Origin of the sequence: Corallococcus sp. AS-1-6, assembly GCF_020037015.1 — a bacterium.
GTDB lineage: Bacteria > Myxococcota > Myxococcia > Myxococcales > Myxococcaceae > Corallococcus.
Genome location: NZ_JAIQDE010000023.1, coordinates 1 through 25,480 on the forward strand (window position 1 = coordinate 1; position 25,480 = coordinate 25,480).

At 71.0% G+C, this 25,480-nt stretch carries 20 protein-coding genes; 12 read left to right on the plus strand and 8 right to left on the minus strand.

What is annotated here, in order from left to right; translation table 11 throughout:
• Positions 1-486: hypothetical protein (locus K8612_RS27105; protein WP_223764414.1), on the plus strand; the 486-nt coding region annotated here is incomplete at its 5' end.
• 57 nt (positions 487-543) lie between these two features.
• On the opposite strand, the gene dnaJ is transcribed toward K8612_RS27105, so the two are convergent.
• Positions 544-1,665 (minus strand): molecular chaperone DnaJ, encoded by a 1,122-nt coding sequence (gene dnaJ / locus K8612_RS27110; RefSeq protein WP_223739368.1) that lies wholly within the window; start codon positions 1,663-1,665, stop codon positions 544-546.
• A gap of 126 nt (positions 1,666-1,791) precedes the next feature.
• On the minus strand, positions 1,792-2,232 hold the full coding sequence (locus tag K8612_RS27115; protein WP_014393482.1) for a hypothetical protein: 441 nt from the start codon (positions 2,230-2,232) through the stop codon (positions 1,792-1,794).
• Positions 2,233-2,390: 158 nt separating this feature from the next.
• Between K8612_RS27115 and K8612_RS27120 the strand changes: the two genes are divergently transcribed.
• The 3 genes from K8612_RS27120 (at position 2,391) to K8612_RS27130 (ending at position 5,695) form a co-directional block, all read left to right on the plus strand.
• Entirely contained in the window at positions 2,391-4,154 is a 1,764-nt protein-coding gene (locus K8612_RS27120; RefSeq protein WP_223764415.1) for an ABC transporter ATP-binding protein, read from the plus strand.
• A gap of 127 nt (positions 4,155-4,281) precedes the next feature.
• Entirely contained in the window at positions 4,282-4,674 is a 393-nt protein-coding gene (locus K8612_RS27125) for a hypothetical protein (protein ID WP_223739370.1), read from the plus strand.
• A gap of 82 nt (positions 4,675-4,756) precedes the next feature.
• The gene (locus K8612_RS27130) at positions 4,757-5,695 is read left to right on the plus strand and encodes a hypothetical protein (protein WP_223764416.1); all 939 of its coding nucleotides are present in this window, start codon (positions 4,757-4,759) and stop codon (positions 5,693-5,695) included.
• Here the strand turns inward: K8612_RS27130 and K8612_RS27135 are convergent.
• Complete coding sequence (locus tag K8612_RS27135; protein WP_223739372.1) at positions 5,664-6,386, minus strand: hypothetical protein; 723 nt, start codon at positions 6,384-6,386, stop codon at positions 5,664-5,666. The two genes, K8612_RS27130 and K8612_RS27135, sit on opposite strands and share 32 nt — an antisense overlap.
• A gap of 107 nt (positions 6,387-6,493) precedes the next feature.
• On the opposite strand from K8612_RS27135, the gene K8612_RS27140 reads away from it, so the two are divergent.
• Together K8612_RS27140 and K8612_RS27145 are read left to right on the plus strand one after the other, a co-directional pair.
• Entirely contained in the window at positions 6,494-7,255 is a 762-nt protein-coding gene (locus tag K8612_RS27140; RefSeq protein WP_223764417.1) for a hypothetical protein, read from the plus strand.
• Positions 7,256-7,257: 2 nt separating this feature from the next.
• Positions 7,258-7,812, plus strand: coding sequence for a hypothetical protein (locus K8612_RS27145; RefSeq protein WP_171435580.1), 555 nt, complete (start codon positions 7,258-7,260; stop codon positions 7,810-7,812).
• Here the strand turns inward: K8612_RS27145 and K8612_RS27150 are convergent, their stop codons facing one another.
• The 5 genes from K8612_RS27150 to K8612_RS27170 form a co-directional block, all read right to left on the minus strand.
• Positions 7,813-8,529 (minus strand): hypothetical protein, encoded by a 717-nt coding sequence (locus K8612_RS27150; protein ID WP_223764418.1) that lies wholly within the window; start codon positions 8,527-8,529, stop codon positions 7,813-7,815.
• Positions 8,526-9,506: a TadE/TadG family type IV pilus assembly protein gene (locus tag K8612_RS27155; protein ID WP_223739375.1), complete on the minus strand. Its 981-nt coding sequence runs from the start codon at positions 9,504-9,506 to the stop codon at positions 8,526-8,528. The genes K8612_RS27150 and K8612_RS27155 overlap by 4 nt, the downstream gene beginning before the upstream one ends.
• Complete coding sequence (locus K8612_RS27160) at positions 9,506-11,044, minus strand: pilus assembly protein (protein ID WP_223764419.1); 1,539 nt, start codon at positions 11,042-11,044, stop codon at positions 9,506-9,508. The genes K8612_RS27155 and K8612_RS27160 overlap by 1 nt, the downstream gene beginning before the upstream one ends.
• Complete coding sequence (locus tag K8612_RS27165) at positions 11,023-11,817, minus strand: TadE/TadG family type IV pilus assembly protein (protein ID WP_223739377.1); 795 nt, start codon at positions 11,815-11,817, stop codon at positions 11,023-11,025. Before K8612_RS27165 ends, K8612_RS27160 begins: the two co-directional genes overlap by 22 nt.
• 99 nt (positions 11,818-11,916) lie before the next feature.
• A complete protein-coding gene (locus K8612_RS27170; RefSeq protein ID WP_223764420.1) occupies positions 11,917-14,973 on the minus strand; it encodes a helicase-related protein in 3,057 nt (1,018 codons plus the stop codon).
• A gap of 343 nt (positions 14,974-15,316) precedes the next feature.
• On the opposite strand from K8612_RS27170, the gene K8612_RS27175 reads away from it, so the two are divergent.
• The 6 genes from K8612_RS27175 (at position 15,317) to K8612_RS27200 (ending at position 25,480) form a co-directional block, all read left to right on the plus strand.
• A complete protein-coding gene (locus tag K8612_RS27175; protein WP_223764421.1) occupies positions 15,317-17,170 on the plus strand; it encodes an ATP-binding protein in 1,854 nt (617 codons plus the stop codon).
• A gap of 268 nt (positions 17,171-17,438) precedes the next feature.
• Positions 17,439-19,310: a cytochrome C gene (locus K8612_RS27180; RefSeq protein ID WP_223764422.1), complete on the plus strand. Its 1,872-nt coding sequence runs from the start codon at positions 17,439-17,441 to the stop codon at positions 19,308-19,310.
• A 27-nt stretch (positions 19,311-19,337) separates the two neighbouring features.
• Positions 19,338-20,501 (plus strand): FIST signal transduction protein, encoded by a 1,164-nt coding sequence (locus tag K8612_RS27185; RefSeq protein ID WP_223739381.1) that lies wholly within the window; start codon positions 19,338-19,340, stop codon positions 20,499-20,501.
• Positions 20,502-20,512: 11 nt separating this feature from the next.
• Positions 20,513-23,479: a response regulator gene (locus tag K8612_RS27190; protein WP_223764423.1), complete on the plus strand. Its 2,967-nt coding sequence runs from the start codon at positions 20,513-20,515 to the stop codon at positions 23,477-23,479.
• Positions 23,472-23,891 carry a response regulator gene (locus K8612_RS27195; protein WP_014393466.1) on the plus strand — a complete coding sequence of 140 codons (420 nt, stop codon included), beginning with the start codon at positions 23,472-23,474 and terminating at the stop codon, positions 23,889-23,891. Before K8612_RS27190 ends, K8612_RS27195 begins: the two co-directional genes overlap by 8 nt.
• A 272-nt stretch (positions 23,892-24,163) precedes the next feature.
• Positions 24,164-25,480 (plus strand): tryptophan 2,3-dioxygenase family protein, encoded by a 1,317-nt coding sequence (locus K8612_RS27200; protein ID WP_223764424.1) that lies wholly within the window; start codon positions 24,164-24,166, stop codon positions 25,478-25,480.

Genomic DNA, 25,480 nt, shown 5'->3' on the forward strand with positions numbered 1-25,480 from the left:
GCCAGCAGCGCCGAGAGCGCGAACGACGGAAGCGTGAGGCTTCTCTCGGGAGCGGCGGCTAAACCGGAAGCGGATGCCCTTCGACTGCGGCAACGTCATGATGACCGGCCGACGCTTAACATCACAGATGAGTACGACGTTCAGGATCTCCTTCACGCGTTACTACTCGTGTCTTTCTCTGATGTGCGTGATGAAGAAACCGGGCCAAGCCACGCCGGAGGTCGGCCACGCTTCGATTTCCTCCTCAAAGAGGAGCAGATCGTCATCGAAGTCAAAAAGACTCGTCAAAACCTGAGCATCAGGGACCTGAACGACGAACTCATTGCGGACATCGCCCGCTATCAAGCACACCCTGACTGCAAGACACTGGTCTGCTTCGTTTACGACCCAGACCACCGGATTCCCAATGTTGCGGGCTTCATCCGGGATTTGGAGCGTACCGCGTCAATAATGCCTGTTCGTGTCGTCGTCGTCCCAGTGGGGTGACTCGCCACCATGGATGGCTCTTTCCTTCTCCCTGCGAAGGAAAGAGCCCCAGGTGAATCAGCCGAAGAGCTCCTTCACCTTGTCGAAGAAGGTCTTCGACTGGGGATGGGTCTCCTCGCCGGACACCTCCGCGAAGCGCTCCAGCAGCTCGCGCTGCTTGGAGGACAGCTCCGTGGGCGTTTCGATGATGACGCGCACGTGCTGATCCCCGCGCTGCTGGCTGTGCAGGTGCGGGATGCCCTTGCCGCGCAGGCGGAACACCTTGCCGGACTGCGTGCCGGCCGGGATGGTCATCTTCACCTTGCCGTCCAGCGTGGGCACGTCGATCTTCGCGCCCAGCGCCGCCTGCGTGAAGGACACCGGCACCTCGCAGAAGACCTCGTACTCCTCGCGCTGGAACAGCGGGTGCTCGCGCACGATGACCGTCACGTACAGGTCGCCCGCGGGCGCGCCCCGGTCCCCCGGCTCGCCCATGCCGCCCAGCCGCACGCGCGTGCCGTTGTCCACGCCGCCCGGGATGGCGACCTCGATGACCTCCTCCGACGGCGTCTTGCCGGAGCCCCGGCACTTCGCGCACGGATCCGGGATGGTGGCGCCCGAGCCGCCGCAGTCACCGCACGGCCGGGACACCGCGAAGAAGCCCTGCGAGTAGCGCAGCTCCCCGCTGCCGCCGCACGCCGCGCACTGCCGGGGCGCCGCGCCGCTCTTGCTGCCGGAGCCGGAGCAGGTCTCGCACTTCTTCGGACGGGGGATGGTCACCTTCGGGCGGCAGCCGAACGCCGCCTCCTCGAAGCTGATCTCCAGGTTGTAGCGCAGGTCCGCGCCCCGGCTCTGACGCTGCCGGCCACGCCCGCCGCCACCCCCGAAGATGTCGCCGAAGATCTCCCCGAAGATGTCGTTGATGTTGACGCCCTGGAAGCCGCCGCCCGCGTCCCCGAAGGGGTTGCCCGCGTGTCCGAAGCGGTCGTACTTCGTGCGCCGGTCTGGATCGCTCAGGACCTCGTAGGCCTCCGAGGCCTCCTTGAACTTCTCCTCGGCCTCGTGGTTCCCGGGGTTGCGGTCCGGGTGGTACTGCAACGCGACCTTCCGGAACGCGCTTTTCAGGTCCTGCGCCGAGACATTCTTCTGGACGCCCAGGACCTCGTAGTAGTCGCGCTTCTGCCCTGCGGCCCCTGCCATTGAATCGAACCCCTGGAATTTGCTGGCGTTTTCAAGCTGCGTAGAGAATCGGAGTCACTATAACGCAGCGAAACACGCCAGCAATCCAGGCCCGGGTCCAACCCTTCGTGAAGCAGGGGTCGTGCGCTACACGGTCCAGACGCGGTTGACCGTCAGCTCCATGCGAGCGAGGCGGCGCTTGAGGGCCGGGTCCACGGGGCCGTTCATGGACCACTTGGGGACCACGAAGTGCAGCTCCGCGTTGTAGAGCTTCGCGGCGCTCGCCAGCAGGCTCCAGCGGTTCTCCGCGGTCGGATCATCCACCATGCCCGGGGTGACGATCTCCAGGATGATGGGCGTGCGGGCGGAGTCGGACTGGCGGCAGGTGAAGTCCGGCCGGTGGTCTTCAATGGTGCCGGAGAGCACGGGCGGCGGCATGAAGCCAGGGAGCCGCGCCTTGATGTCCGAGTAGCCGATGGTGCGGAAGTACTCGGCCATCAGCCAGAGCAGACGGCGGCGCTCTTCATCATCCACGACGGACTCGCAGCCGGGATTGAACAGGACTTCTTTCTCGGAGTTGGTTTCCATGGCGCATCTCAAGCTGTCCGCGTGTGTGGGATGCGGCAACGCAGGCGGGCGCGAGCGCTCCCTGACCGGCCGTGGGGCGGGCGGCCATGCACGCGCGCTTCCCACTTCCCTTTGGCTTGGACGGCACCGTCGCCTCGGTGACAGAGTGCGCCCCCTCCGTGGCACCCCGTCCCTCCGCGCACGTCTATCGCCGGCTCCTGGGCTACCTGCGCCCGTACCGCCGGTTGCTCCTGGCGGGCACGCTGGCCTCGCTCACCGCCGCGGCCGCCACGGCCGCGTACGCCTGGATCGTCGGGCCCCTGCTGCGCGCCATCCTCACCGGCGCCCCCGTCACCGTCGCGGGGATGACCCTGGCGCCGGAGGCCCTGCTGTCCCGGCTGCCCCTGCTGGTGGTCGCGGTGGCGCTGGTGAAGGCCACCGCCCAGTTCCTCCAGGGCGGCCTGATGCAGCGGTTGGGCCAGCGGGTGATGGCCGACCTGAGGGGCTTTCTCTACGGCCGGCTGCTCGCCCAGCCGCCGACGTTCTTCGAGCAGCGGCACTCAGGAGAGCTTGTCTCCCGGTTCACCTCGGACGTACCCCTGGTGGAGTTCTCCGTCACCCAGGCGCTGTCATCGTACGTGAGGGATGGGCTGCAGATTTGCGCACTGCTGGCGACCTGCTTCCTCATCGACGCGAAACTCTTTCTCTTCACGTTCGTCGTCGTGCCCGTGACGGTGGTGCCGGTGAGCCGCTTCGCGCGGTCGCTCAAGAAGGTGGCCACCCGCTCGCAGGCGAACCTGGGCGCGCTCAGCGCCATCACCGCCGAGCAGTTGCAGAACCTCCCCGTGGTGCAGGCCTACGGCACGGTGCCCCGCGCGCTGGAGTCGTTCGACGCGGAGGCCGAGGCCTACCTGGCGGAGATGCGCCGCTCGCTCTTCATCCGCGGCGCCTTCAGCCCCACGGTGGAGCTCTTGGGCATCGTCGGCGTGGCGGCGGCGGTGGCGTGGGGCGCCCGCGCGGTGTCCATGGACCCGACGCTGGCCGGCCGGCTGCTGTCCTTCATGGCGGCGGCCCTGCTGCTCTACCAGCCGGTGAAGTCGCTGAGCGGCACGCTGTCCCAGGTGCTCACGGGGCTGGCGGCGGCGGAGCGCCTGTTCGCGCTCGCGGACTCGCCGGTGCCGCCGGACGTGGGCGCGGAGGCGCCGCCCCTGTCGCGCGCCCTGGAGCTGTCCGGCGTGCGCGCCACCTACTCGGACGGACGCGAGGCCCTCAAGGGCGTGGACCTGACGATTCCCGCGGGCGCGCGCGTGGCGCTGGTGGGCCCGTCCGGCGCGGGCAAGACGACGCTGTTCTCCGTGCTGCTGGGCTTCCTGCCGCCGAGCGGCGGCGAGGTGAAGTGGGACGGCCTGCCGCTGTCCTCGCTCAAGGCGTCCAGCGTGCGCGCGCAGCTCGCGTGGGTGCCGCAGGAGCCGGTCCTCTTCTCCGGCACCGTGCGCCACAACCTGCGCCTGGGCCAGCCGGACGCGCCGGACGACGCGCTGTGGGAGGCGCTGCGGCTGGCGCACGCGGAGGACTTCGTGCGGGCGCTGCCCGGCGGCCTGGATGAGCCCGTGGGCGAGCGGGGCAGCCGCCTGTCCGGCGGACAACGGCAGCGGCTGGCCCTGGCGCGCGCCTTCCTGCGCCGCCCGTCCCTGCTGCTGCTGGATGAGCCCACGAGCGCCCTGGACGCCACCAGCGAGGCGGCGGTGGGCGCGGGGCTCCAGGCGCTGATGAAGGGCCGCACGGTGCTGGTCATCGCGCACCGGCTCAGCACCGTGCGCGACGCGGACCTCATCGCCGTGGTGGAGGGCGGACAGGTGGTGGAGGCAGGCACGCACGAGCAGTTGCTCGCGCTGCGGGGCCGCTACGCGCGCCTGTTGGGCGAGGGCGCCGTCGCCGCCTGAACGCCGCCCCGCGGGGCCATGGCCTTCGCTTCCGAAGGGGTGTTCATGGGCCCCCGTGCCCATCCGTCCCACGCCACCGCCGAGCTTGCGCGACCGGGCACGCCCTGCGAGCCTTCCGCCCCGGTCCATGCCTCCGACGCCGCCCCGCGAACGAGAGCCCCTGTCGCTCAACGCGCTCCTGCTGGTGCCCGCCCTGCTGCTGGCCGCGGGCGCGTGCGTCGCGGTGGCCGCCCGGCACTTCGCGCTGGCCGCCGCGTTCACCGGCACCCTGGTGCTCGTCCCGTTCGTCTTCCGGCTGTGGACGCGGCCCTGGTACCGGGGGCTCGTGCTGCGCGGCCTGGGGCTCTTCATCGCCGGCATGCACGTGCCCATGCTCGCGGGCGGCGTGCTCGCCTACGGGCGCATCGGCTGCGAGGGCGCGGACTGCGGACAGACGCTGCTCTGGAGCATCGTGCTGGCGCCCCTGGCCGGCGCCGTCTGCTCTGTCGTGTACTGGCTCGTGGGGCGTCCCCCCGTCTGAATTACAAGGAATCACGGACCCCCTATCCTCACTGGAAATGCTTGTTCCAGTCAGACCTCACGTCGCGCCCGGGCTGTTCGTCGTGGCGTTCGCCGTCCCCGCCACGGTGTGCGTGCTGGGGGGCACGCTGCCGGTGCTCCTGGGCAGTCCCGCCACGCTGATGAGCGTGGTGAGCTCCGCGGGGGGCTTCTCCCTCCTGCTGGGGCTGGCGCTGCTGGTGGAGGTGCCGCTGCTCATGCTGGCGGCGGGCTCCACGCTGCTGGGCCGCGCGGTGCCGCTGGCGGTGATGGTGGGCATGGCGACGGTGCCGTGGACGCTGGGGCTGCTGGGCACGGAGGTGTCGCTGGAGCGGATGCAGGCGGCGCTGCCCATGGTGTCCGCCTCGGCCACGGACGCGGGCCTCGCGCTGACGGCGGGGCTGGGCAAGGCGATGGCCCCCCGGCTGCTGGGCGCCTGGACGAGCGCGGTGCTGCTGGGCGCGCTGTCGGTGGCGCTGGGCGTGGCGCGCCTCAACACGTCGCGGGCGGTGAAGGACCACACGCGCCGCAGCCTGCTTCTGGGCAGCCTGGTGTCCGCGGCGCTGGCGGGCATGGCGGTGGTGGGCACGCTGGAGGCGCACCAGCTCTTCACGCTGCTGTCGCGCCTGTCGCGGGCCCCCGGCGCGCTCCGCCCGGACCTGATGGCGGAGGGCATGGCGCAGGCGGCGCGGCTGCGCACGGTGCGCTGGAGCTGCTTCTCCTGCCTGCTGGTGCTGGGCTTCGCCTGGCTGATGACGTACCGCGCGGCGGAGGCCCGGCGGGCGCGCGCGCTGGACTGGGTGGGCGGCCTGGTGCTCACCGCCGCGGTGGCCGTCCTGCTGGTGCTGGACGCGCACCCGCTGCACACCACGCTGGGCCCGGAGCGCGTCACCACCGGCCGCAGGACGTCCGGCCCGGTCCCCACCGACGCGGACGTGACGCACCTGATGGGCGAGCGCTCGCCCCTGCGGCTCAGCTTCCCCGCAGCAGCAAGAACAGCATGAGGAGCCCCACCACGACGGCGACGCCGAAGACGGCCACCATCACCAGCCCCTCCGACTTGCGCACCACCGGGGGCAGGACCTCGTTGGGCAGCGGCTCACCGTACCGCAGCAGCACGGGCTCCGGCTCCGGGGCCACCTGGGGCGCGGGCGTTGAAGCGGCGGCCGGGCCGTCCTCGCGCGCGGGCGGCGCCACCGGCGTGAAGGTCACGGTCCGCGTGGCGACGGTCTCCCGCGCGCCGGGGTCGCGGCCCGGGGACAGGGGCCCTGGCGACGTGACGCTGGACATCTCCAGCCCCTCGCGCGCCAGCGCCAGCACGCGCTGCATGTGCAGGATGTAACGGTCCTGGCCCTCGTAGGTGGCGAGCGCCTGCGCGGCGCGCACCAGCCGCTGCGGCACCAGCTCCGGGTCCGCGCGCACCTCCGTGGACACGGGCCGCGCCTCGCCCGCCTCCACCCGGCCGGTGCGCACGCCCTGGCCGCTGGCCCAGATGCAGTGTTCATCCAGCAGCGTGAGCTCCTGGCGGCGCACCCGGCCGTCCTCGTCCACCAGGGACATCAACTCCGCGCCCTGGGGAGACAGGTGCCAGACGGTGCGCAGGCCGTTCTCCCCCAGCGGGCCTTCCACCGCGCGAGCGCGGTAGAGCTCCTGCATCGCGGACTTCAAGGGGTCGGACGAGGTTTCCACGGCCATGACTGCCGCACAGTAGGGGCGCGGCGCCCGAAACGGAAGCCGCGCCCTTCCCCGGCGTGATTGCCCCGTGCGCGGATGCCCGCCTTGTGCCTACCGTCCATTCCACGATGAGCCGTTCCAAGAACCGAGCCCCCGACTTCGTCCGCCAGTTCGAGGGTGCACAGACGCTCGACGGACTGCTGGAGCTGGCTGGCAGTCCCTGCGACACCGCCGACGTGCTCGAGCGCATGCGCGAGGCGCGCGCGGAAGGCGCCGATGCCAGCCAGGTGATTCCCACCCTCTTCGACGGGGAGCCCCGCTTCCCGGACGCGGAGCTGGCGCGCCGCCTGTACCAGAACCTGCTGGGCCTCTGGGACGTGGTGCTGGAGGGGAAGGCGGTGCGGCTGGAGGACGGCCCCCGCCCGCCGCGCCCGAAGAAGGAGCGGCTGCAGGCGCCCGCGCCCTTCCATCCGCACGAGCCCTCCGGCGAATTCGTGGAGGCCGCCTGGCGTTACCTGGAGGACGACGACAAGGCGCGCACGCGGCTGATGCATGCGTACGAGAACCGGCAGGACAGCCTGCTGGGTGCGCTTGACGCCGCTGGCCTCACGGACGAAGGTTACGGGGTCGCCCGCCACCTGCTCTTCGATCTGCACGCCATGCTGGAGCTGGGCTGGCCACCGGGGCTCTCGGCCGTGGATGCCAGGGCCCTGGACAGGGAACCGGACGCGCCGCCCGCGCCGGACGCCCTCCAGGAATACGTGAAGGAAGCGCTGTTCGAGGCGGAGCAGGACGAGGAGCACCCCCTCGCTCCCGAGGAGCTGGCGCAGGTGCGCACCCTCGTCCGGCGGGGACTGGCGGCGCTGTGGCGCGCCCGCAAGGGGAGATGAAGATGGCCCGAGACGACAACGACGGTGGTGGCTTCACCGGCAAGCGCAACAAGTCCTACCGCGAGCTGGACGCGCAGCGCGGCAAGAGCAAGTACCACTCGCGCCAGGACGACCCGGCGCAGCAGAAGCTGGAGCGCAGCGCCAGCTACCAGAAATACAAGACGGCCGCGGACGCCCTCTTCACCGGCGGCGAGCTGCCCGAAGGGCTGGCCAAGACGTTCGACCCCGAGGGCAAGCGCAAGGCCCAGAAGGACGCGCTGCGCAAGGTGCAGGAGTCGGAGACGCGCGCGGACTGGGTGAAGGGCGTGGTGGACTACCTGGAGAAGTATCCGGACATGCCCGAGGACGCGTACTTCCTCGACAGCCTCCTGGACCACCCGCGCGAGCGCATCGTGGACAAGGCGCTGGCGAAGCTGGAGGCGCTCCAGGAGGCGGGCACGCTCCAGAAGAAGCTGCCCAAGAGCCTGGACCAGCGGCTGAAGTCCATCGAGCTCACCGGCCTGGACCCCGACATGCAGGGCCGCGCCAAGGCGCTGCGCGAGAAGCTGCGCGCCTGATCAGCGCGCGCGCTGCTGCTGGATGAGCACCACGTCGCGCTGGCCGTCCTTGGAAGGCTGGTGCGTGAGCCGCAGCTCCGCGCCGGGCCGCGAGTACACGCCGGGCTCGTCGCCGCGCTTCCACCCGGCCTTCGTCAGGGCGGCTTCGTAGAAGGCCTCCACCTGCGGCCCCGTGAGCGGCGCCTGGAAGGTGAGCGTGCGCGACCCCTCCGCGTTGACGCGCAGCACGCCGCTCGCCTGTGGCGGCAGCGGCGCGAAGTCCCCGGATGCGTCCTGCGGACGCGCCAGCGCGTGGTTGGCCTCGCCCAGGTAGAGCGTGGTGGTGCCGTCCGGCTGCGGCATCATCACCACGGTGTAGGTGATGCGCCGCTTCGGGTCCAACGCGGTGAGCATGGCGGCGTTGTTCGCGTACTGCGCCTGCTCCTTGCCGGGCGGCACGTAGAGGCCGCCGTCGCGGAACGCGTCCGCGAAGCGCTGCACCAGGTCGCGGATGTTCTCCTTCACGTGCACCGCGCGCAGCGCCACCGGGATGCCCCCCGCCTCCACGATGTCGCTGGACTCCACGTGGGCGAGCACCTGGAGCTGGGGCCACGCGAAGCGAGGCCCGGCCGGTGGGCCCGCGTCCGGCACGCCCGCGTCGGGGGACGCATGGGCCCGGGCGGACAGGCCCAGCATCAGGCAGAGCGCCGCGCCCGCCACGCGCCCGGCCCGGCTCAATGCGGCACGCCTCCCAGCCACTTGCCCTCGCGGTGGACGTCGTACTTGGGGCTGATGTTGGTGGCCTTGAAGGGCGTCGTCTCCCAGACGGTCTGGTTGCCCGCGTGCGAGCCGCCGATGCTCTGCTCGTAGTGGCTCTCCTGGCCGCGGAAGCTCATGAAGAACTGGTCCTCGTTCACGCCGCCCTCCGCGCCCACGCCGGCCATCAGCGCGCTGCCCGCGTTCCCGCCGCCGCCGTTCTCGCGGTACACGCGCTGCGCCCAGTTGTAGTAGTCCAGGTTCCCGCAGGCGCCGCCGCTGTCGATCTGGAGCGGGCACTCCTGGCCCTGAGCCACGGTGGACAGGCCCCAGTCGTCCAGCAGCATGAAGAAGCGCCGGGTGCAGCGCCCGTTGGACGCGCGCCCCGCCGCGCACACCACGAACGGGTCGGTGGCGCGCCGGTGCGACACCTTGAAGAACTCCGGCTCCATGAACGTGCCCAGCCGCTCCGCGCGCATCCGGGTGGAGGCGGTGCACGAGATGCCGTCCGACTGCACGTCCATGGCCTGGCTCAGCGCCGTCGTGACCGGATCCGCGTCCTGTGGGCGGGTGCCCAGGATTTGGATGTCGCTGCCCGCGGGCCGCGTCGGCTCGCAGTCCACCTGGATGCGCGTGGCGCGCGCCAGGGCCAGTTGGAACGTCATGGCGCCGCTGGTGCGGCCCGCGCGCCCGTCGAAGTCCTGGTAGCGCCCGGCGGCCTCCGCGGACGCCAGCGCTTCGGCGTGGGAGCGCTGGAAGACGCCGTTCTGAGGGTTGTGCATCACGTGCCCGGTGGCCTCCCACAGCGCGAAGTTGGCGGCCTCCTGCACCTTGAGCGTCAGCGCGCTCACCTCCGCGAAGTAGATGCCGAACATCAGCACGGTGACGAACACCAGCGACCCCAGCGCCGTCTCGACGAGCGCCTGTCCGCGGCGCGACCTGGAAGCCCTCGCGTCCATCAGTACCGCCCGCCCGTCTTGCTGCCGCCCCGGTAGCCCGCGGCGTCCAGCCGGCGCAGCGCGTCCGCGTGCTCGGTGAAGCCCGCCTGCTGCAGGCTGCGCGCGGGCTTGTCGTCGCGGGCGCCCTCGGTGCTCACCAGCGTGGCGCGCCAGAAGGGGTTGAGGAAGTTGGGGGGCTCCTCCCAGCCGCCGCCCGCCGCCGCCGGCCGGGGCCGGTGGTAGTAGGCGAGCCCCGCGGACAGGGCCACCTGGTTGCGCTGCACGTCCTCCAGGCCGGTGGGCTGGATGCGCCCCAGCGGCGCGGCGTTGTCGAACTCCGTCTCCTGGTTCGCGAACTTGAAGGTGAACAGCAGGTTCCACGGGTCCGGCTTCGCCCGGCGCGACGCGCTGGCGTAGTCGCGGTGGAGCATGGCGTACAGCTTGGGCTGGCCGAAGTCGTTCTCATCCGGGCGGGCGCCGTTCAGGTGCCCCGCGTTGAAGCCCACCGCGTGCGGCCAGATGCCGGGGCACACGTTGCAGGCGCCCAGCGTGTGGCGCTCGTCCACGGTGGTGTTGTTCTCCGCGCCCTGCCCCGGGGGCGGCTTGCCCGCGCCGTAGACGTGCTGGTCCTGCTTGGACTGGAGCTCGTCGGACATCACCCACGCGTCCGTCGCGGCGCCGGGGACGACGGTGCCGTCCGGGCAGGTGACCACCACCGCGCGCCCGTGGTCGTGCGCCCACGAGTTGCGGCCGGAGATGGTCTCGTACGTGGAGGAGTCCATCGAGGAGGCGCTGCCGTAGCGCTTGAAGCCGGGGTTGTGCGCCGCGGCGCCCGAGCCGAAGCCCGCGCTGCCGGACGCCCGGTTGTGCACCCACGTCCAGCCCAGGCTGCCCATGGTGGCGTTCAGGTTGACGGTGCTCTGCCCTCCGGCGAGCGCCACCGCGCCGGAGCTGTCCGGCACGCCGCCGGTGCGCTCCTGCTCCTGGAACTGCTCGAAGCTGGTGCCGGTGGACGACCCGCCCGACACCTCCGCCAGCGACTTGTTGGCGCCCGCGGGCGGGGCGTCCAGCTCGCCGTTGACCTCCCGGGCGATGTGCTTCGTGAGCTTCTGGCCCGCCAGGTGCGTGCCCACCAGCGTGTTGTACATGGCCAGCTCCGCGCGGAACATGGTGCTCGCGCGCCCCTGCAACTGCGCCACCTGCGTGGCCGCCGCCTCGTCCAGGCCGGACCAGACGGTGGACGGCATGGCGCAAGGGGACGCCTGCCGCGCGGCGTAGTGCTGGCTGCCGTAGCTGATCATCGACTGCGTGCCCGCCATGGCCACCATGTGGGCAATCTGGGCGCGGTTCATCACCGCGATGGCGTTGAACGTGCGCGCCGTGGACACCGCCTGGCTGTAGGCCGCCGCGTCCGCCGCCATCTGGATTTCGACGCGCTCCTTGGCGCGCATGCCGAAGCCCAGCGTCCCCAGCACCATCAACGTCAGCAGCAGGAGCGTCAGCGAGAACAGCACCAGCGCCTGGCCGCGTCCGTGCCTCAGAAGCCGTGCAGGCTGCATCCGGCACCTCCCTGGAAGTTCGCCGCCTTCACGGGCGTCATCATCCGCATGGCCGCGTGCACCTGGATGGGGAACAGGTAGTGCCCCTGCGCGTTCCAGCGCACCATCCGGTCCCCCAGGTCGCCGCCGGGCCAGTCATCCGGCCCCAGCTCCACGTCCGTGTCCGCCCACCAGTCCGACTTCTTCTGCGCCGGGTTGAGCGGGTTCGCGTCCGTGTAGTTCTTGAGGTGGAACTGGGCCAGGAACATGCGGCTCATCACCCAGTCCGCGAACGGGATGCGCATGTAGTACCAGGCCACCATGCGGATCTCGAGCGTGCGCTGGCGCATCAGCGCCGCGTCGTCCGTGGGCACGTCGAAGAGCAGGTCCTCCTCCCCATGGCCGCGCACCCACGCGACGCTCGGGGACTCGCGGACGATTTCGACCATGGGCCCCTCGGTGAAGAGCGTCCCCTTGGAGCCGCGCACGCGCAGGAAGTTGCGCTTGCGCGCGTCGAAGGCGTTGGCCAACTGCGCGGGTGTGCGCGTGTGCTCCACCGTGGGCAGCATCGTCACCAGGGCCGCGTGCGTCATCGCCTCGCAGCTTCCGTGGTTCAAGCTGCCCGCGCGCACCGCGCGGTACACCGCCACCTGCGCCAGGATGCGGCCCTGCAGCAGCATGAAGAGCTGCAGCGTGCCCAGCACCATGAACACCACGAGCGGCATGCACAGCGCCGCCTCCACGGCGGCCTGACCGGACTGGTGCTGCCGACGGAGGGAAGGGGGAAGGGCCATGGGGGAGGCTGCCTTCCTCCTAGATTCTCGATGATTGGGGAATCGGTCAAATGGCCGGAACGCCGGCCGTGACGATTCCATTGTGACACAACTGTTTACTCAGCGATTGAGGGTGAACCCGCAGGCCGCGTCCAGCACCACCTTCGCCCCCGCGAGCGCCTGGAGCAGGCGCTCGTAGTGATGGCGCTCCGCGTCAACCTGGGCGTCCACCGCTTCCGGGGGCAGGCCCTGGTGGGAGAGGGACAGGCGCAGGCGGGCGGCGGCCGCGTCCCGCTCCGCCTCGATGGCGGCCCGGGCCTTCTTCGCGGACCGGCCGAGCTCCGCCTCGGCGGCGGCCAGGGCCACGGGCAGCGCGGCGTCCACGAAGGCGCCGAAGCCGGGGAAGGCCTGGTGGACCTCGTCCCCCTTCAGGGCCTTGCCCTCCGACTCCAGGGCGGCGAGCACGGAGGGGTCGGCCACGGGGCCCTGCGGGCCGTCCACCACGGCGACGGGCAGCAGGGTGCGGGCGAGGAAGCGCGCCAGTTGGCGGCTGGGCACGCGGGCGCCGGGCGAGGTGTCCTGGGGCTCCGGGAGCTGGACGTGGAAGAGCAGCTCCAGGCCGCGCGCGGGCTTCTTCACGCCGCGCTTCTCGATGTGGCGGAAGCCGCTGCGGCCGTAGGGGCCGTCCTTGAGGAAGCCGAACAGCGCCTCCACCAGCGGGTGGCCGGTGGCGAAGTACTCCAGCTCCTCCGCCTCCACGGCGGTGTCGCGCCAGAAGGTGCCCAGCACGGTGCGGTCCTGCATCACGTCGATGCCGGGCAGTCCCTCGACGTTGAGCGCGTGGCCGAACTGGAAGGCCACCTGGAAGGCCTCCACCTGCTCGTCGGTGTCCACGCCAATGCCCACGCGGCGCGCCAGCTCCGTGACGGTCTCCTCCAGGCGCTCGTCCAGGTCGCGCGCCACGCTCCACAGCCCGTCCTCCAGAGGCGCGGCCTCCTCGTCGGAGTCCTCCTCGGGCTCCTCGCCCATGCGCTCCTGCGCGCGCGCCACCAGCCGGGCCACGGCGGGCCTGTCGAAGCTGCGCACGTCCAGCAGCGGGTCGTACGCGCGCTTCACCTGCTCGCGCGCCGCCTCCACGCGGGCCTTCAGCTCCGCGGCGTACTCCACGCGCGCCTCGCGGGGCAGCAGGGCCAGGTCCGCGATGCGGTCCTCCACCTCCTCCAGCACCGCGTCCAGGCCGCCCACCGTCTCACCGAAGACGCCCACGGCGTCCGCCAGCAGCATCAGCACGTCCGACGCGAGCGTGCCCGCGGGGTCGAAGACGTGGATCTCCACCGGGTGCGCCTGGCCGATTCGGTCCAGGCGGCCGATGCGCTGCTCCACCGTGGAGGGGCTCCACGGCAGGTCGTAGTGCACCAGGTGGTGCGCGAACTGGAAGTTGCGGCCCTCGCCGCCCACCTCCGTGCACAGGAGCACGCGGGGCCCCTCCGGGTCGCGGAAGCGCGCCACCTGCCGGTCACGCTCCACGAGCGGCAGGTCGCCGTGGTAGCCCAGCGCCTCCACGCCCTCGCGCGACAGCTCCGACTGGAGCGACTCCAGCGTGTCGCGGCTCTCCGTGAACACGAGCACCTTGGCGCGCGGCTCCGCCTTCCAGACGCCGCGCAGCACGTCCACGAACGCGAGCAGCTTCGCGTCCCGGCCGGTCAGCTTCAGGTCCGCGCCCTTGAGCGCCGGGTTGGACCTCACCGCGCCCGCGAACGCCGCGGGGCTGGACTCCAGCCGGCGCAGCACGTTGGCCAGCGGCGCGCCGCGGAGCGTGCCCTTCGCCAGCGTGGCCAGGGCCGCATCGCGCGCCTTCAGCTCCTCCGGCGTGAGCCGCACCGGGTGCCGGTGGAGCCTGCGCGTGGAGAAGCCGCCCACCACCGCGCGCCGGTTGCGCACCAGCCGGTCCGACAGGCTGTACGTCTCCGCCAGGTGCGCGAGCAGCGCCTCCCTGTCCTTCAGCGTCTGGAGCCGCGCGTCCTCCGGGAAGCGCTTCGCCAGCGCGGCCACGGCGGCCTTCGCGTCCTGGCCGTCGCCCTTGCCCTCCATGAGCGCGCGCACCGCGGCGGACAGCTCCTCCTGGCGCTGGAGCCGCGCCTCGAAGCCCTTCACGGACGGCGCCGTGGCCGCGTCGATGAGGGTGAGCAGGCCGTGGTACTCCGCCGGGTCCAACTGCATGGGCGTGGCGGTGAGCAGGAGCAGGCCCCACGAGTTCGCGGCCAGCCCCTTCGCGGCGGCGAAGGCCTTCTCGCCCTTGAGGTGGTGCGCCTCGTCGATGATGACCAGGTCCCAGAAGGCGTCCTCGGCGGCCACCTCCTCGCGGTGCTCGCGGGTGCGGCTGAGCAGCTCCAGGCTGGTCACCACCAGCGGGAAGCGCGCCCACGGGGAGACGTCCGGCGCCTCCTTCAGCGACTGCTCGTAGCGGTCCGAGTCCATCAGCGTGAAGAGCTGGTTGAACTTGTGGAACAGCTCCACCAGCCACTGCACCGTGAGGTGGCTGGGCGCCACGACGATGCACCGCCGCGCCAGGCCCACCAGCCGCAGCGCGCTGAACACCATGCCCGCTTCAATCGTCTTGCCCAGGCCCACTTCGTCCGCCAGCACGAAGCGCGGCCGGCGCGCGGACAGCACGCGCTGCACCACGCCCACCTGGTGCGGCTTCACCATCACCCGGCTGGCCAGCAGCGCGCCCAGCGCGTCTCCCCGGCGCTCGTCGTCCAGCACCAGCGCCTGCTTGCGCAGCATGAACGCCTTCGCGTCCCCCACCCGCCCGTCGCGCAGCGTGGACAACAGGTCGGAGCGCGGCGCCAGCGCGCGGACCTCGGACTCCGGCAGCTCGTCCTCCTCGCCCGTGTCCTCGAAGCGCACCACGTAGCGGCGCAGCCCGCGCGCGCCCGGCTCCTCGCCCAGGATGGTGGCCTTGCGTCCCTTCGGCGTCTGGATGGGCTCACCCCGGGGCAACGGATAGGGCACCAGCGCACCGCCGCGCGTGGACACCAGCACCGGCGCATCCTCGCGGGACGGGAAGGCGATGAGGGCCTTGGCCCCCTGCTCCTGCAGCGACACCAGATGCCCCACGCCCCATTCGGGCTGCGGGAGGTAGCGGACCTTCAGACCTTCGACGAGAGACGCCATATGCCGTGCAACACCCGGGTGACGAGGAGGGGGGCGCTCATAACGTCCCGGCGCCCGGAAGGCCATTTCGCAGGCACCTCCATCCCTTCCAACCCCTTGATTCCAGGCCCGAGTTCCCGGAAGGAGCGCCGCGCACCGTCCAGCATCCGACAGCCCCGCCGCGTCCTGCCCGCCAGGAATTTCCCATCCTCGCGGGTAGGGTCCATGATTTCATGACAAACAGGTAAAAACAGGGTTATAGGATACCCTGCCCGACAGTGCGATGTCGCTCACCCCACCTTTTCGGTGATGTTGAGCGTCCTTCTGCACAGAAGCGCTCGGTGCCGTCGGGGGGGAGTGCCACATGCTGCGACGTTGGACCTTCGCTCAGCGGGTCGGAGCGGGTCTGTCCGTGTGCCTTCTGGCCGGACTCATCCTGCTTGCCACCCTGGTGTTCGCGGCCCACACGCTGACGGTGGACGACGGGGCCCTCTTCCATCACGTCGCGGACATCCTCGCGGGCCTGCTGGGCCTGGGCGCCCTGGTCGCGCTGGTGATGGTGCTGCGCAACGCGCTGGGCCCCATGCACGCGGAGGCCGTGCAGAGCGAACAGCGGCTGCACCTGTTCATGGATGGCGTGAGCGACTACGCGCTGTGCTTCCTGGAGCCGGATGGGACGGTGTCCTGCTGGAGCACGGGCGCGGAGCGGCTCACCGGGTGGACGTCCTCCGACATCGTGGGCCAGCGCGTGGAGGTGCTGCACGTGCCGGACGCGGTGGCGCACGAGCTGCCCGCCTCCCACCGCGAGCGGGCCGCGCGCGAGCGGCGCCTCCAGTCGGAGGGCTGGCGGCTGCGCAAGGACGGCTCGCGCTTCTGGGCGGAGACGCTGCTCACCGCGCTCTACGCGGAAGGGGGCACGCTGCAGGGCTTCGCGGAGGTGACGCGCGACATCACCGAGCGCAAGCGCACCGAGCGCATGCAGGCGCTGCTGGCGGAGGCCGGCCGCGTCCTTCAGCCGCAGGCCGGCGCCAAGGAGCTGGGAAACGCGCTCACCCGCCTGTGCGTGCCGGAGATCGCGGACGCGTGCGTGCTCTACCTGCCGGACGGCCAGGGCGTGCGCCCCGGCGCGGTGGCGTGCGCGGACGCGGCCACCCAGGCGCGGCTGTGGGAGCCGCTGATGCGCAGGCCGTCCCAGGACGAGCCCGGCCCCGCGCGCGTCATGCACACCGGCCGCGCCGAGCGCTTCGCGGAGGTGGACCCGGACCGGCTGCCCTCCTCCGTCAGCGACAGCACCTGCGCGGAGCTGTGGCGCGCGCTGGGCGTGCGCTCCGCGCTGAGCGTGCCGCTCGTCGTGGACAACCGCGTGCTGGGCGCGCTGTGCCTCTTGTCCACCCGGCCGCACCGCCACTACGGCGCGGTGGACCAGGCCTTCATCGAAGAGCTGTCCGCCCGCGCCGCGCTGGCGCTGGACAACGCCCGCCTGCTCGCGGCGACGCAGAACGCGCTGGAGCTCATCGGCGTGGCGGCGCACGACCTGGGCACCCCGCTCAGCTCCCTGCAACTGCGCCTGCGCCGCGTGCGCCTGCAGTGCGCGCCCGCGGACGCTCAGGACCCGCGCCTGCGCGAGGGGCTGCTGCTGGCCGAGGACGAGACGAAGCGCCTGGGCCAGTTGGTGCACAACCTGCTGGACCTGTCGCGCCTGTCCGGCGGCCGGCTGGTGCTGGAGGCCCGCCCCATGGACCTGGCGGAGCTGGCCCACGAGGTGGCCGCCCGCCACGAGGACCAGGCCGCCGCCGCCGGCTGCGCCCTCACCGTCCACGCCCGGAGCGCGGCCCGCGGCCGCTGGGACCGCCAGCGCCTGGACCGCGTCCTCACCAACCTGGTCAGCAACGCCCTCAAGTTCGGCCGGGGTCAGCCGGTGGAGGTGCATGTGAACGTGGATGAGCACTCACACCGGGTCCAGATGTCGGTGCGGGACCACGGCGCCGGCATCCCCGCGGAGGCCCAGCAGCGCCTGTTCACCCGCTTCGAGCGGGTCACGACGGACAGCCGCGCGCCGGGCTTCGGCCTGGGCCTCTACATCGTCCGCCAGCTCGTCGAGGCCCACGGCGGCACCATCCGCGTCCACTCGCGGCCCGGAGAGGGCTCGGAGTTCACCGTCGAACTCCCGTTCACCCAGGAAGCACAGGAGGAAACGGGAAACGTGATTCGAGCCTGACCCTCCTGGGTGGGTTGCGCCCCACGACCCCTTCCCATCCAGTCACGAACAGTTCGGATTCTCCTCTGAGTAGAATTATTCTCAGAAGTTGAATCGGTCTGTTGATTGTGGATATTCTCCGTACGGCTAGAACTGCTTGTTTCCGGCAAAAGCCGGATTTGAGCGCGACCCTCCGCCAGCGTCCCCCCGACGCCAGGGCACCCGGGTCCACTGGCCGCGACGCTGCTCCGGCAGCCGTCCGCACATACGCGTTCGGAGGAGTCCCCTCATGGGTGGAGCTGTCACGATTCGGGAGCTGTGTCCTCGCACTTCCTCCCGCCTGTTCACGGCGGGCCGCGCGAGCCTGCTGGCGGCGCTCGCCAGCCTGACGGTGGCGTGCGGTGGTCCGGAGTCCACGGAGCTGGCGCCTTCCGCCCTCGTGGAGTCCGGTGCCGAGCCCCAGCTCGCGACGCAGGGCCAGGACCTGTCGCTGGGCGACCTCATGGGCGGCGGCAACCGCGAGGCCCCCGTGGGCCTGGCGCTGGAGGTGGACAACGGCCAGGGCGTGCCGCTGAAGGTGAAGGCCGGGCAGACCTTCTGGGTGAACCAGATTGACCTGCGCGCCTCCATCAACGCCACCCGGGACGAGGGCGTGGACGGCCTGCGCCAGAACAGCGACTTCCTGGCCATTGGATGGGCGGGTGTGCGCCTGGCGGACCAGGAGTTCGTGGGCCTGTCGAACCCGGACGGCACGTTCACCCGCCGCCGCTTCTACCGGGACGCGGCGTGGATGAAGGCGACCAGCCTCTTCACGGTGGAGCCGGTGGACGCGCGCGGCGTGCTGACGGGCGCGCCGGTGCTGCTGAACATCGGCAGCGACGACACCCGCCGCACGGAGCGTGACGACTTCTTCATCCGCCGCATGCGCGCCATCCAGTGGACGCGCGACTGCCGCTCGCTCACGGACTGCACCGGCGCCACGGCCTATGAGGAAGAGGCCCTGGTGGAGCTGCGCAACGCGTACGAGCACGCGAAGAAGCAGACCCTCACGTTCAACGCCCGCACGGTGGGGCTGCGCCTGCGCTGGAGCCTGCGCCCGTTCGCCCCCTACTTCATCCCGGTCACCCAGGTGTCCAAGCCGGAGTTCAGCTACGGGTTCGGCATCGACATCAAGCCCCTGACGGCGCCCCGCAAGGACGGCACGTACGCCCCCGGGTCACAGGTCACCTTCCAGATGACCTTGAAGGACGGCAAGGGCAAGCGCCTGCACCCGGCCGGGAGCCTCCCAACCTACAATGAGGTCGCACCTCCGGGCGCTCCCGGCAGCCCGGCGGGGATCCAGTACTATCAGGCCTTCTTCAACCCCACGACGACCTACTATCGCCGCAAGCACCAGGAACGGATGATGATGACGCAGCTCATCGGGCCGGCGCAGGACATCCAGCCCATCCGGACCATCGTGGACCTGGAGGCCTTCCTGGATGACTCGCAGGACGTGCAGACCATCGCCACCCCGGCGCGCGACGGCGTCTATGCGCAGTTCATGACCTTCCCCCCGTCCAACAAGCTGTTCGGCGGCGCCTTCTTCCCCAACGACGGCCGCTGGGACGCGCCCGTGAGCGACACCTGGACCTACACCCTGCCCGCGGACGTGAAGCCCGGCACCTACCTGGTGACCGCCAAGGCGCGCCGCGTGTACATGGGCGAGGACGTGCCGGCGTCGCGCACCATCGAAATCCAGGTGGGGACGAAGACGCACACCAGCGCGGTGCTGACCACGGGTCCGTGCAACACCTGCCACAGCAAGGGCGGCGAGCTGGGTGAAGTCCTCCATGCGAACGACAACCGCGCGGCGTGCTCGTCGTGCCATGCTCCGCTGGGCTTCGAACTGGAAGGTCCCATCTTCGTGCGCACGCACTTCATCCACTCGCGCTCCAACCGCTTCGACGCGCCCCTGGAGAAGTGCTCGTCCTGCCACCTGAAGCAGGAGACCACGCAGCGCACCAGCAAGGCCGCGTGCCTGTCGTGCCACAAGAGCTACCCGGAGAGCCACGTGGCCAAGTTCGGCCCCATCGAGTCCATGTACGTCGGCGGGGGCCGCGAGTCGTTCCAGCAGTGCACCGGCAGTTGTCACAAGACACACCCCGGCAGCGGCTTCTAGCCGCCGCCGGTTCGCACGGAGGTCCTCATGGCGCACGTGAAGATGCAGACGGCTCGTTCCACCCTCACGGATCCGGTCGCCGTCGCCGAGGACCTCCTGCGCCAGTTGCACGGCCCCCCGCCGAAGCTGGTGACGCTGTTCGCGGCCCGCCAGCGGGACCAGCGCGCGCTCAACCGCGCGCTGCGGGAGCGGCTGCCCAAGGACACCCGGCTGGTGGGCGCCACCACCGCCGGGGAGCTGGACAACAACGGCATCCACGAGAACAGCGTGGTGATGGGCGCGCTGTCCGGCGACTTCGAGGTGGGCCTGGGCCTGGGCAGCGGCCTGGCCGGGGACGCCATCGCCGCGGGCGCCATGGCCATCAAGCGCGCGTGCGAGGAATTGGGCGTGCGCCAGCAGGACCTGGACGCGCGCCGGTACGTGGGCCTCGTGATTGACGACGGCTTCCGCTACAAAAAGGAAGAGCTGCTGCTGGGCATCCTGGAGAAGAACCAGACCCTGGTGCTCGTGGGCGGCGGCGCCAGCGATTCGGAGACGGACCCCGCGCGCCAGTCCGCGCTCATCCACGTGGATGGCGAGGTGGCCGGCGACGGCGTGCTGGTGGCCCTGTTCAAGACGAACGCCCCCTGGGCCGCGCTGCGCTCGCACTGGTACGTGCCCACCGGCGAGCGGCTCACCATCACCAAGGTGGACGAGACGCACACGCGCGCGCTGGAGATTGACGGCAAGCCCGCGGCGCGGCGCTACGCGGACATCCTGGGCGTGGAGAACATCGCGGACCTGGAGTTCGGGCGGCCGGGCGGCTTCGCGTCACGCCCCACCGCGCTGAAGGTGGGCCGCGAGTACTTCATCCGCGCCGCCTGGCGTCCCCTGGAGGACGGCTCCATCCTGTTCGCCAACCTCCTGGAGGAGGGCAGCGAGCTGGACCTGATGAAGGCCGGCGACCTGGCGGCCATGACGCGGGACTTCTTCCAGGAGGAGCTGCCCAGGCGGGTACAGAACCCCCAGGCCGCCCTCCTGTTCCACTGCAGCGGACGCATGTGGTACGCGGGAGCCACTGGCACGGTGCCGAAGCTCTCCGAGGCCATGAAGCTCGCGCCTTCCGCCGCTGGGATGAACGTGCACTTCGAGATCTACTCGGGGTTCCACATCAACACCACGCTGACCGTGCTCGCGTTCGGCTCCAACTAAGTCACCAGACCATGGCCCAGCACCCGTTCGACGTGGCCCACGCCGAGGCGCCCCTCGGTTACACCCTGTCCCTGCTCCTGGTGGGCAGCGAGCGTGAGACGCGCGCCATGCGCGACGCGCTGGAGCGGGAGGACATCCTCTCCATGCTCACGCTGGAGCCCGCCAACACGCCGGAGGCCCTGGAGCAGGCGCTGGAGCGCCCCTGGGCCCTGGTGCTGGTGGGCTCCGAGCTGCCGGGCATGGGCTGGGAGGACGTCCAGGCCACCTGGGTGAAGCGCGGCCGGGAGACGGCCTTCGTGGTGAGCGCGCCCACCTGGAGCGCGGACACGCTGGCCGCCGTCATGCGCGCCGGCGCGCGCGACTACGTCTGCGAGGACCGCTACGGCCACCTGCCCTTCGTGGTGGCGCGGGAGCTGCGCCTGCACGCCGAGCGCGCCCAGCACCAGATGACGGGCGTGGAGCTCAAGCGCACCAACTACCTGCTCAGCAACATCATCGACGCGCTGCCCTTCGTGCTGTTCGTGAAGGACGCGGAGACGCGCCGCCTGGTGGTGGTGAACAAGACGTTCGCGGACGCCTTCAAGGTCACCAAGGAGTGGCTGCTGGGGAAGCTGGACCACGACTACTTCCCCAAGGAGCAGGCGGACTCGTTCATCGCCATCGACACGGAGATCCTCGAGACGCGCAAGATGAAGACGTTCGAGGAGGTGGCCCGCGCGGGCGGCGTGGACCGCATCTTCGCCACGCGCAAGATTCCGCTGCTGGATGACCAGGGCGTCGCGCGCTTCGTGATGGGCGTCACGGAGGACATCTCCGACCGCAAGCAGAACGAGGCGGCCCTGCGCGCCTCCCGCGATGAGCTGGAGGCCGCCAACAAGCAGCTCGCCGCCAGCCTGGAGGAGATCAAGAAGACGCGCGCGGTGTCCGCCCGCTCCCTGGCGAGCTACCAGCAGCGCGCGCTCCAGATGGAGATCATCCGCCAGCAGAACGAGGACCTGGACCGGCTGGCCCAGGAGCTCTCCGTGGCCAAGCGCAACGAAGAGGAGCGCGCCCGCGAGGCGGAGGGCGCCGTGCGCCTCAAGAGCGAGTTCCTGGCGAACTTCAGCCACGAAATCCGCACGCCGCTCAACGGCATCATCGGCTACTGCGACCTGCTCATGCGCGAGGAGGGCAGCCGCCTGACGCCGCACGGCCGGCGCGACCTCAACGTGGTGAAGACGAACGCCAAGACGCTGCTGGCGCTCATCAACGACATCCTGGACCTGTCCAAGATCGAAGCGGGCCGCGTGGAGGTCGTCACCGAGCCGGTGGACGTGCAGGAGCTGGCCGACGAGTGCATGGCCACCGTGAAGGAGTACCTGAAGGGCAAGGACGTGGCCCTCACGGTGAACGTGGACACCGAGGCGAAGGAGATCCGCACCGACGCGCTGAAGCTGCGGCAGATCATGCTCAACCTCTTGAGCAACGCGGCCAAGTTCACGGACACCGGCGAGGTGGCGCTCACGGTGGTGCCCGCGGGCGGCGGCGAGCTCTTGATGACGGTGGAGGACACCGGCGTGGGCATCCCGTCGGATCAGCTCCCCTTCATCTTCGAGAAGTTCCGCCAGGTGGACGGCACCACCACGCGCAAGGTGGGCGGCACGGGGCTGGGGCTCGCCATCGTGCGCGAGCTGACCCGCGTGCTGGGCGGCACGGTGGACGTGAAGAGCACGCTGGGCCGCGGCTCCACCTTCACGGTGCGGCTGCCGGACGTGCTGGCGACCACGGTGGGCGCGGACAGCCCGCACGCCACGGAGCGCCTGGTCCCCTTCCACGACGTGGCCCAGAAGCTCGCGCCCATGGCGCGCCCTGGCAGCACGGTGATGGTGGTGGACGACGACGTGCTCATCCAGCAGCTCGTCACCGGCCAGTTGGAGCCCGCGGGCTTCCGGGTGGTGACGGCCAATGACGGCATCGCGGCCATGAAGCTGGCCCGCGAGGTGAAGCCGCAGGCCATCCTGCTGGACATCCACCTGCCGCGCATGGACGGCTGGTCCGTGCTGAGCCAGCTCAAGAGCGACCCGGCGCTGGCGGCCATCCCGGTCATCCTGGTCTCCGTGGAGGAGCAGCGCGCGCGCGGCTTCAGCCTGGGGGCGTGCGAGTACCTGGTGAAGCCGGTGGAGCCGGAGCGCCTGGTGGACGTGGTGCAGAAGAGCCTGGCCTCCGCGGGCGCCTCCGCCGCCACGGGCGACGTGCTGGTGGTGGACGACGACGCGGCCACGCGCGAGCTGGTCAGCCGCAACCTGCGCCGCGCGGGCTTCTCCACCAACGAGGCGCGCAACGGCGAGGACGCGCTGCTCAAGGCGCGCGTGTCTCCGCCGTCGCTGGTGGTGCTGGACCTGATGATGCCGAACCTGGACGGCTTCGAGGTGCTGCGCCGGCTGCGCGCGGAGAAGCTGTCCGTGCCGGTGGTGGTGCTCACCGGCAAGACGCTGTCCAAGGAAGAGGAGACGCTCCTGCGCGACGGCTTCGCGGGCTTCGTGCGCAAGGGCGGCCACGCGCTGGAGGACGTCATCGCGCAGGCGAAGGGCCTGCTGATGTCCCAGCGGGCGGCGTCCGCGGGCAAGCTGCCCCGCGTGCTGTACGTGGAGGACAGCGAGCAGAACCGCGACATCGTCCGCAGGTATCTTGGCGGACTGTATGACCTCATCGAGGCGGAGGACGGCGAGCAGGGGCTGGAGCGGGCCCGCAACGACGCGCCGGACCTCATCCTCATGGACCTGTCCCTGCCGCGGCTCGACGGCTGGGAAGTCACCCGCAGGCTCCGCGCGTTGCCGGATGGGCAGAACGTGCCCGTCATCGCCGTCACGGCGCACGCGGGTCGCGAATACCAGGACAAGGCGCAGGCGGCCGGTTGCACGGCCTACATGACCAAGCCCCTGGACCGCGATCAGCTCATCGAGACGATTCGTCAGTACCTAGGGAGAAGCCATGGCTGAAGCAAAACCGCGCGTCCTTGTCGTGGACGACGATCCGGACCTGCTCGACCTCGTGCAGCGCTCGCTGAGCGCGTACGGGTTCGATGTGCAGACCCACACGTCCGCCCTGGGCGTGTCCAACATCGTGCGCGCCTCCGAGCCGGACTTCGTGCTCATCGACGTCAACTTCCCCGCCCTCAAGGGGGACAAGGTCGTGGGCCTGGCGCGCCAGTACGCGCCCCCCGGCACCCGCTTCATCCTCTACTCCGCCTCGGACGAGGCCAAGCTGCGCTCGCTGGCCATCGCCTCCGGCGCGGACGGCTACATCTCCAAGAGCGTCCAGGGCGCGGAGCTGGCGCAGAAGCTCAACGCCATGCGCCTCAAGCCTCGCCCGGCGTCGCCCAACCGGAATCCCTCACCGGTTGAGAGCTGACCCGCCCCCTGGGTGAGCCCGACCCCTCGGGCCACCCCGTACTCCGGACGGATGGGAATCTCAAAAATCGATAACCCGCAAGCCCTGTATGACTTGAAGTTCACCAAAAGGGCTGTAAGGTAGTCGCTTCTAGAGATTTACGCGCTCACTGTTCCTCCTGACTGGGGCGCGCCTCACCCACCATGTACTGCCTGCGTCCCCCCGGAGGCACCTTGCATACGTCGACTGATTACAGCCATGCGGAAAAGCTGAAGCAGGAGCTGACTCAACCCATGTTCAACGTGATGTTGAAGAAGTGGGTGGGCAAGGGCGAGCTGGACTACGAGCGCTACCTGCACACGGACACCCTGCTGTCGCTGCAGTCGCCGGAGGGGGAGCTGGTTTCGCATGACGAGCTGATGTTCCAGATCGTCCACCAGTCCCAGGAGCTGTACCTGAAGCTGGCGTCGCGGGAGATGGTGGAGGTGGTGGCGGAGATGGACCGCGACGCGCTGTGGGCGGTGGTGGCCCGGCTGGCGCGCGTGCAGAAGATCATCGCCGGCATCAGCGCGGAGATGGCCATCCTGGAGACGATGACGCCGGCGGAGTACCAGGTCATCCGCCGCAGCCTGGGCAACGGCAGCGGCCAGGAGTCGCCGGGCTACAACACGCTCCGCCACGCGGCGGACGGGCTGGAGGCCGCGATGGAGCGCATGCTGGCGCGCCGCGGGCTGACGCTGTTCCAGGTCTATTCGGCTGGGGGGCCGAAGGACCTGCAGCACGTCTGCGAGCAGTTGCTGACGGTGGATGAGAGCTTCCAGGGGTGGCTGTACGCGCACTACCAGTTGGTGCGCCGGACGATTGGCATCGACCGCACGGTGAAGGCGCTGGACGGGCTGCCCTCGCAGGTGTTGCAGGCGCGGATGACGCTGCCGCTGTTCCGCGCGCTGTGGGACGTGCGCGTGGAGCTGACCGCGGGCTGGAAGCGCGAGGGTGGCTACGCGCCCGGCGAGTCGCGCACCGGCGGCGGCTGCCCGATGGCCGCGATGAACGCGATGAAGGACACGGCGGTGCACGCGCCGGTGGCCCAGGCGCACGCCCCCGTGGCGCACGCCCACGCCCCGGCGGCGCACGCGCACCACGCGCCCGTGGCCCACGCGGCCCCGGCCCACGCGCACGAGGCACGCACCGGCGGCGGCTGCCCGATGCACGCCATGCACGCTCCGGCGGCGCACGCGTCCGCGGTCCACGCGCCGGTGGCCCATGCGGCGGCGGTCCACGCGGTGCACGCGCCGGTGGCCCATGCTCCGGCCGCCCACGCACAGCCGGCTCCGGCCTCTCACGTTGCCCATGCGCCGCACGCGGCGCCCCATGCTCCGGCCGCGCACGCGCAGCCGGCTCCGGCCCCGCACGTGCCCCATGCTCCGCACGCGGCGGCGCATGCTCCGGTGGCCCACGCCCCGCACGCGCCCGCTCCCCATGCGCCGGTGGCTCACGGGCCGCATGCGGCGGTGCCCCACGCTCCGGCACCTCACGGGCCTCACGCGCACTCGCATGCCGCGCATGTGTCGGCGTACGCCCACGCCCAGGAGCTGCGGAGCCAGTCGTGA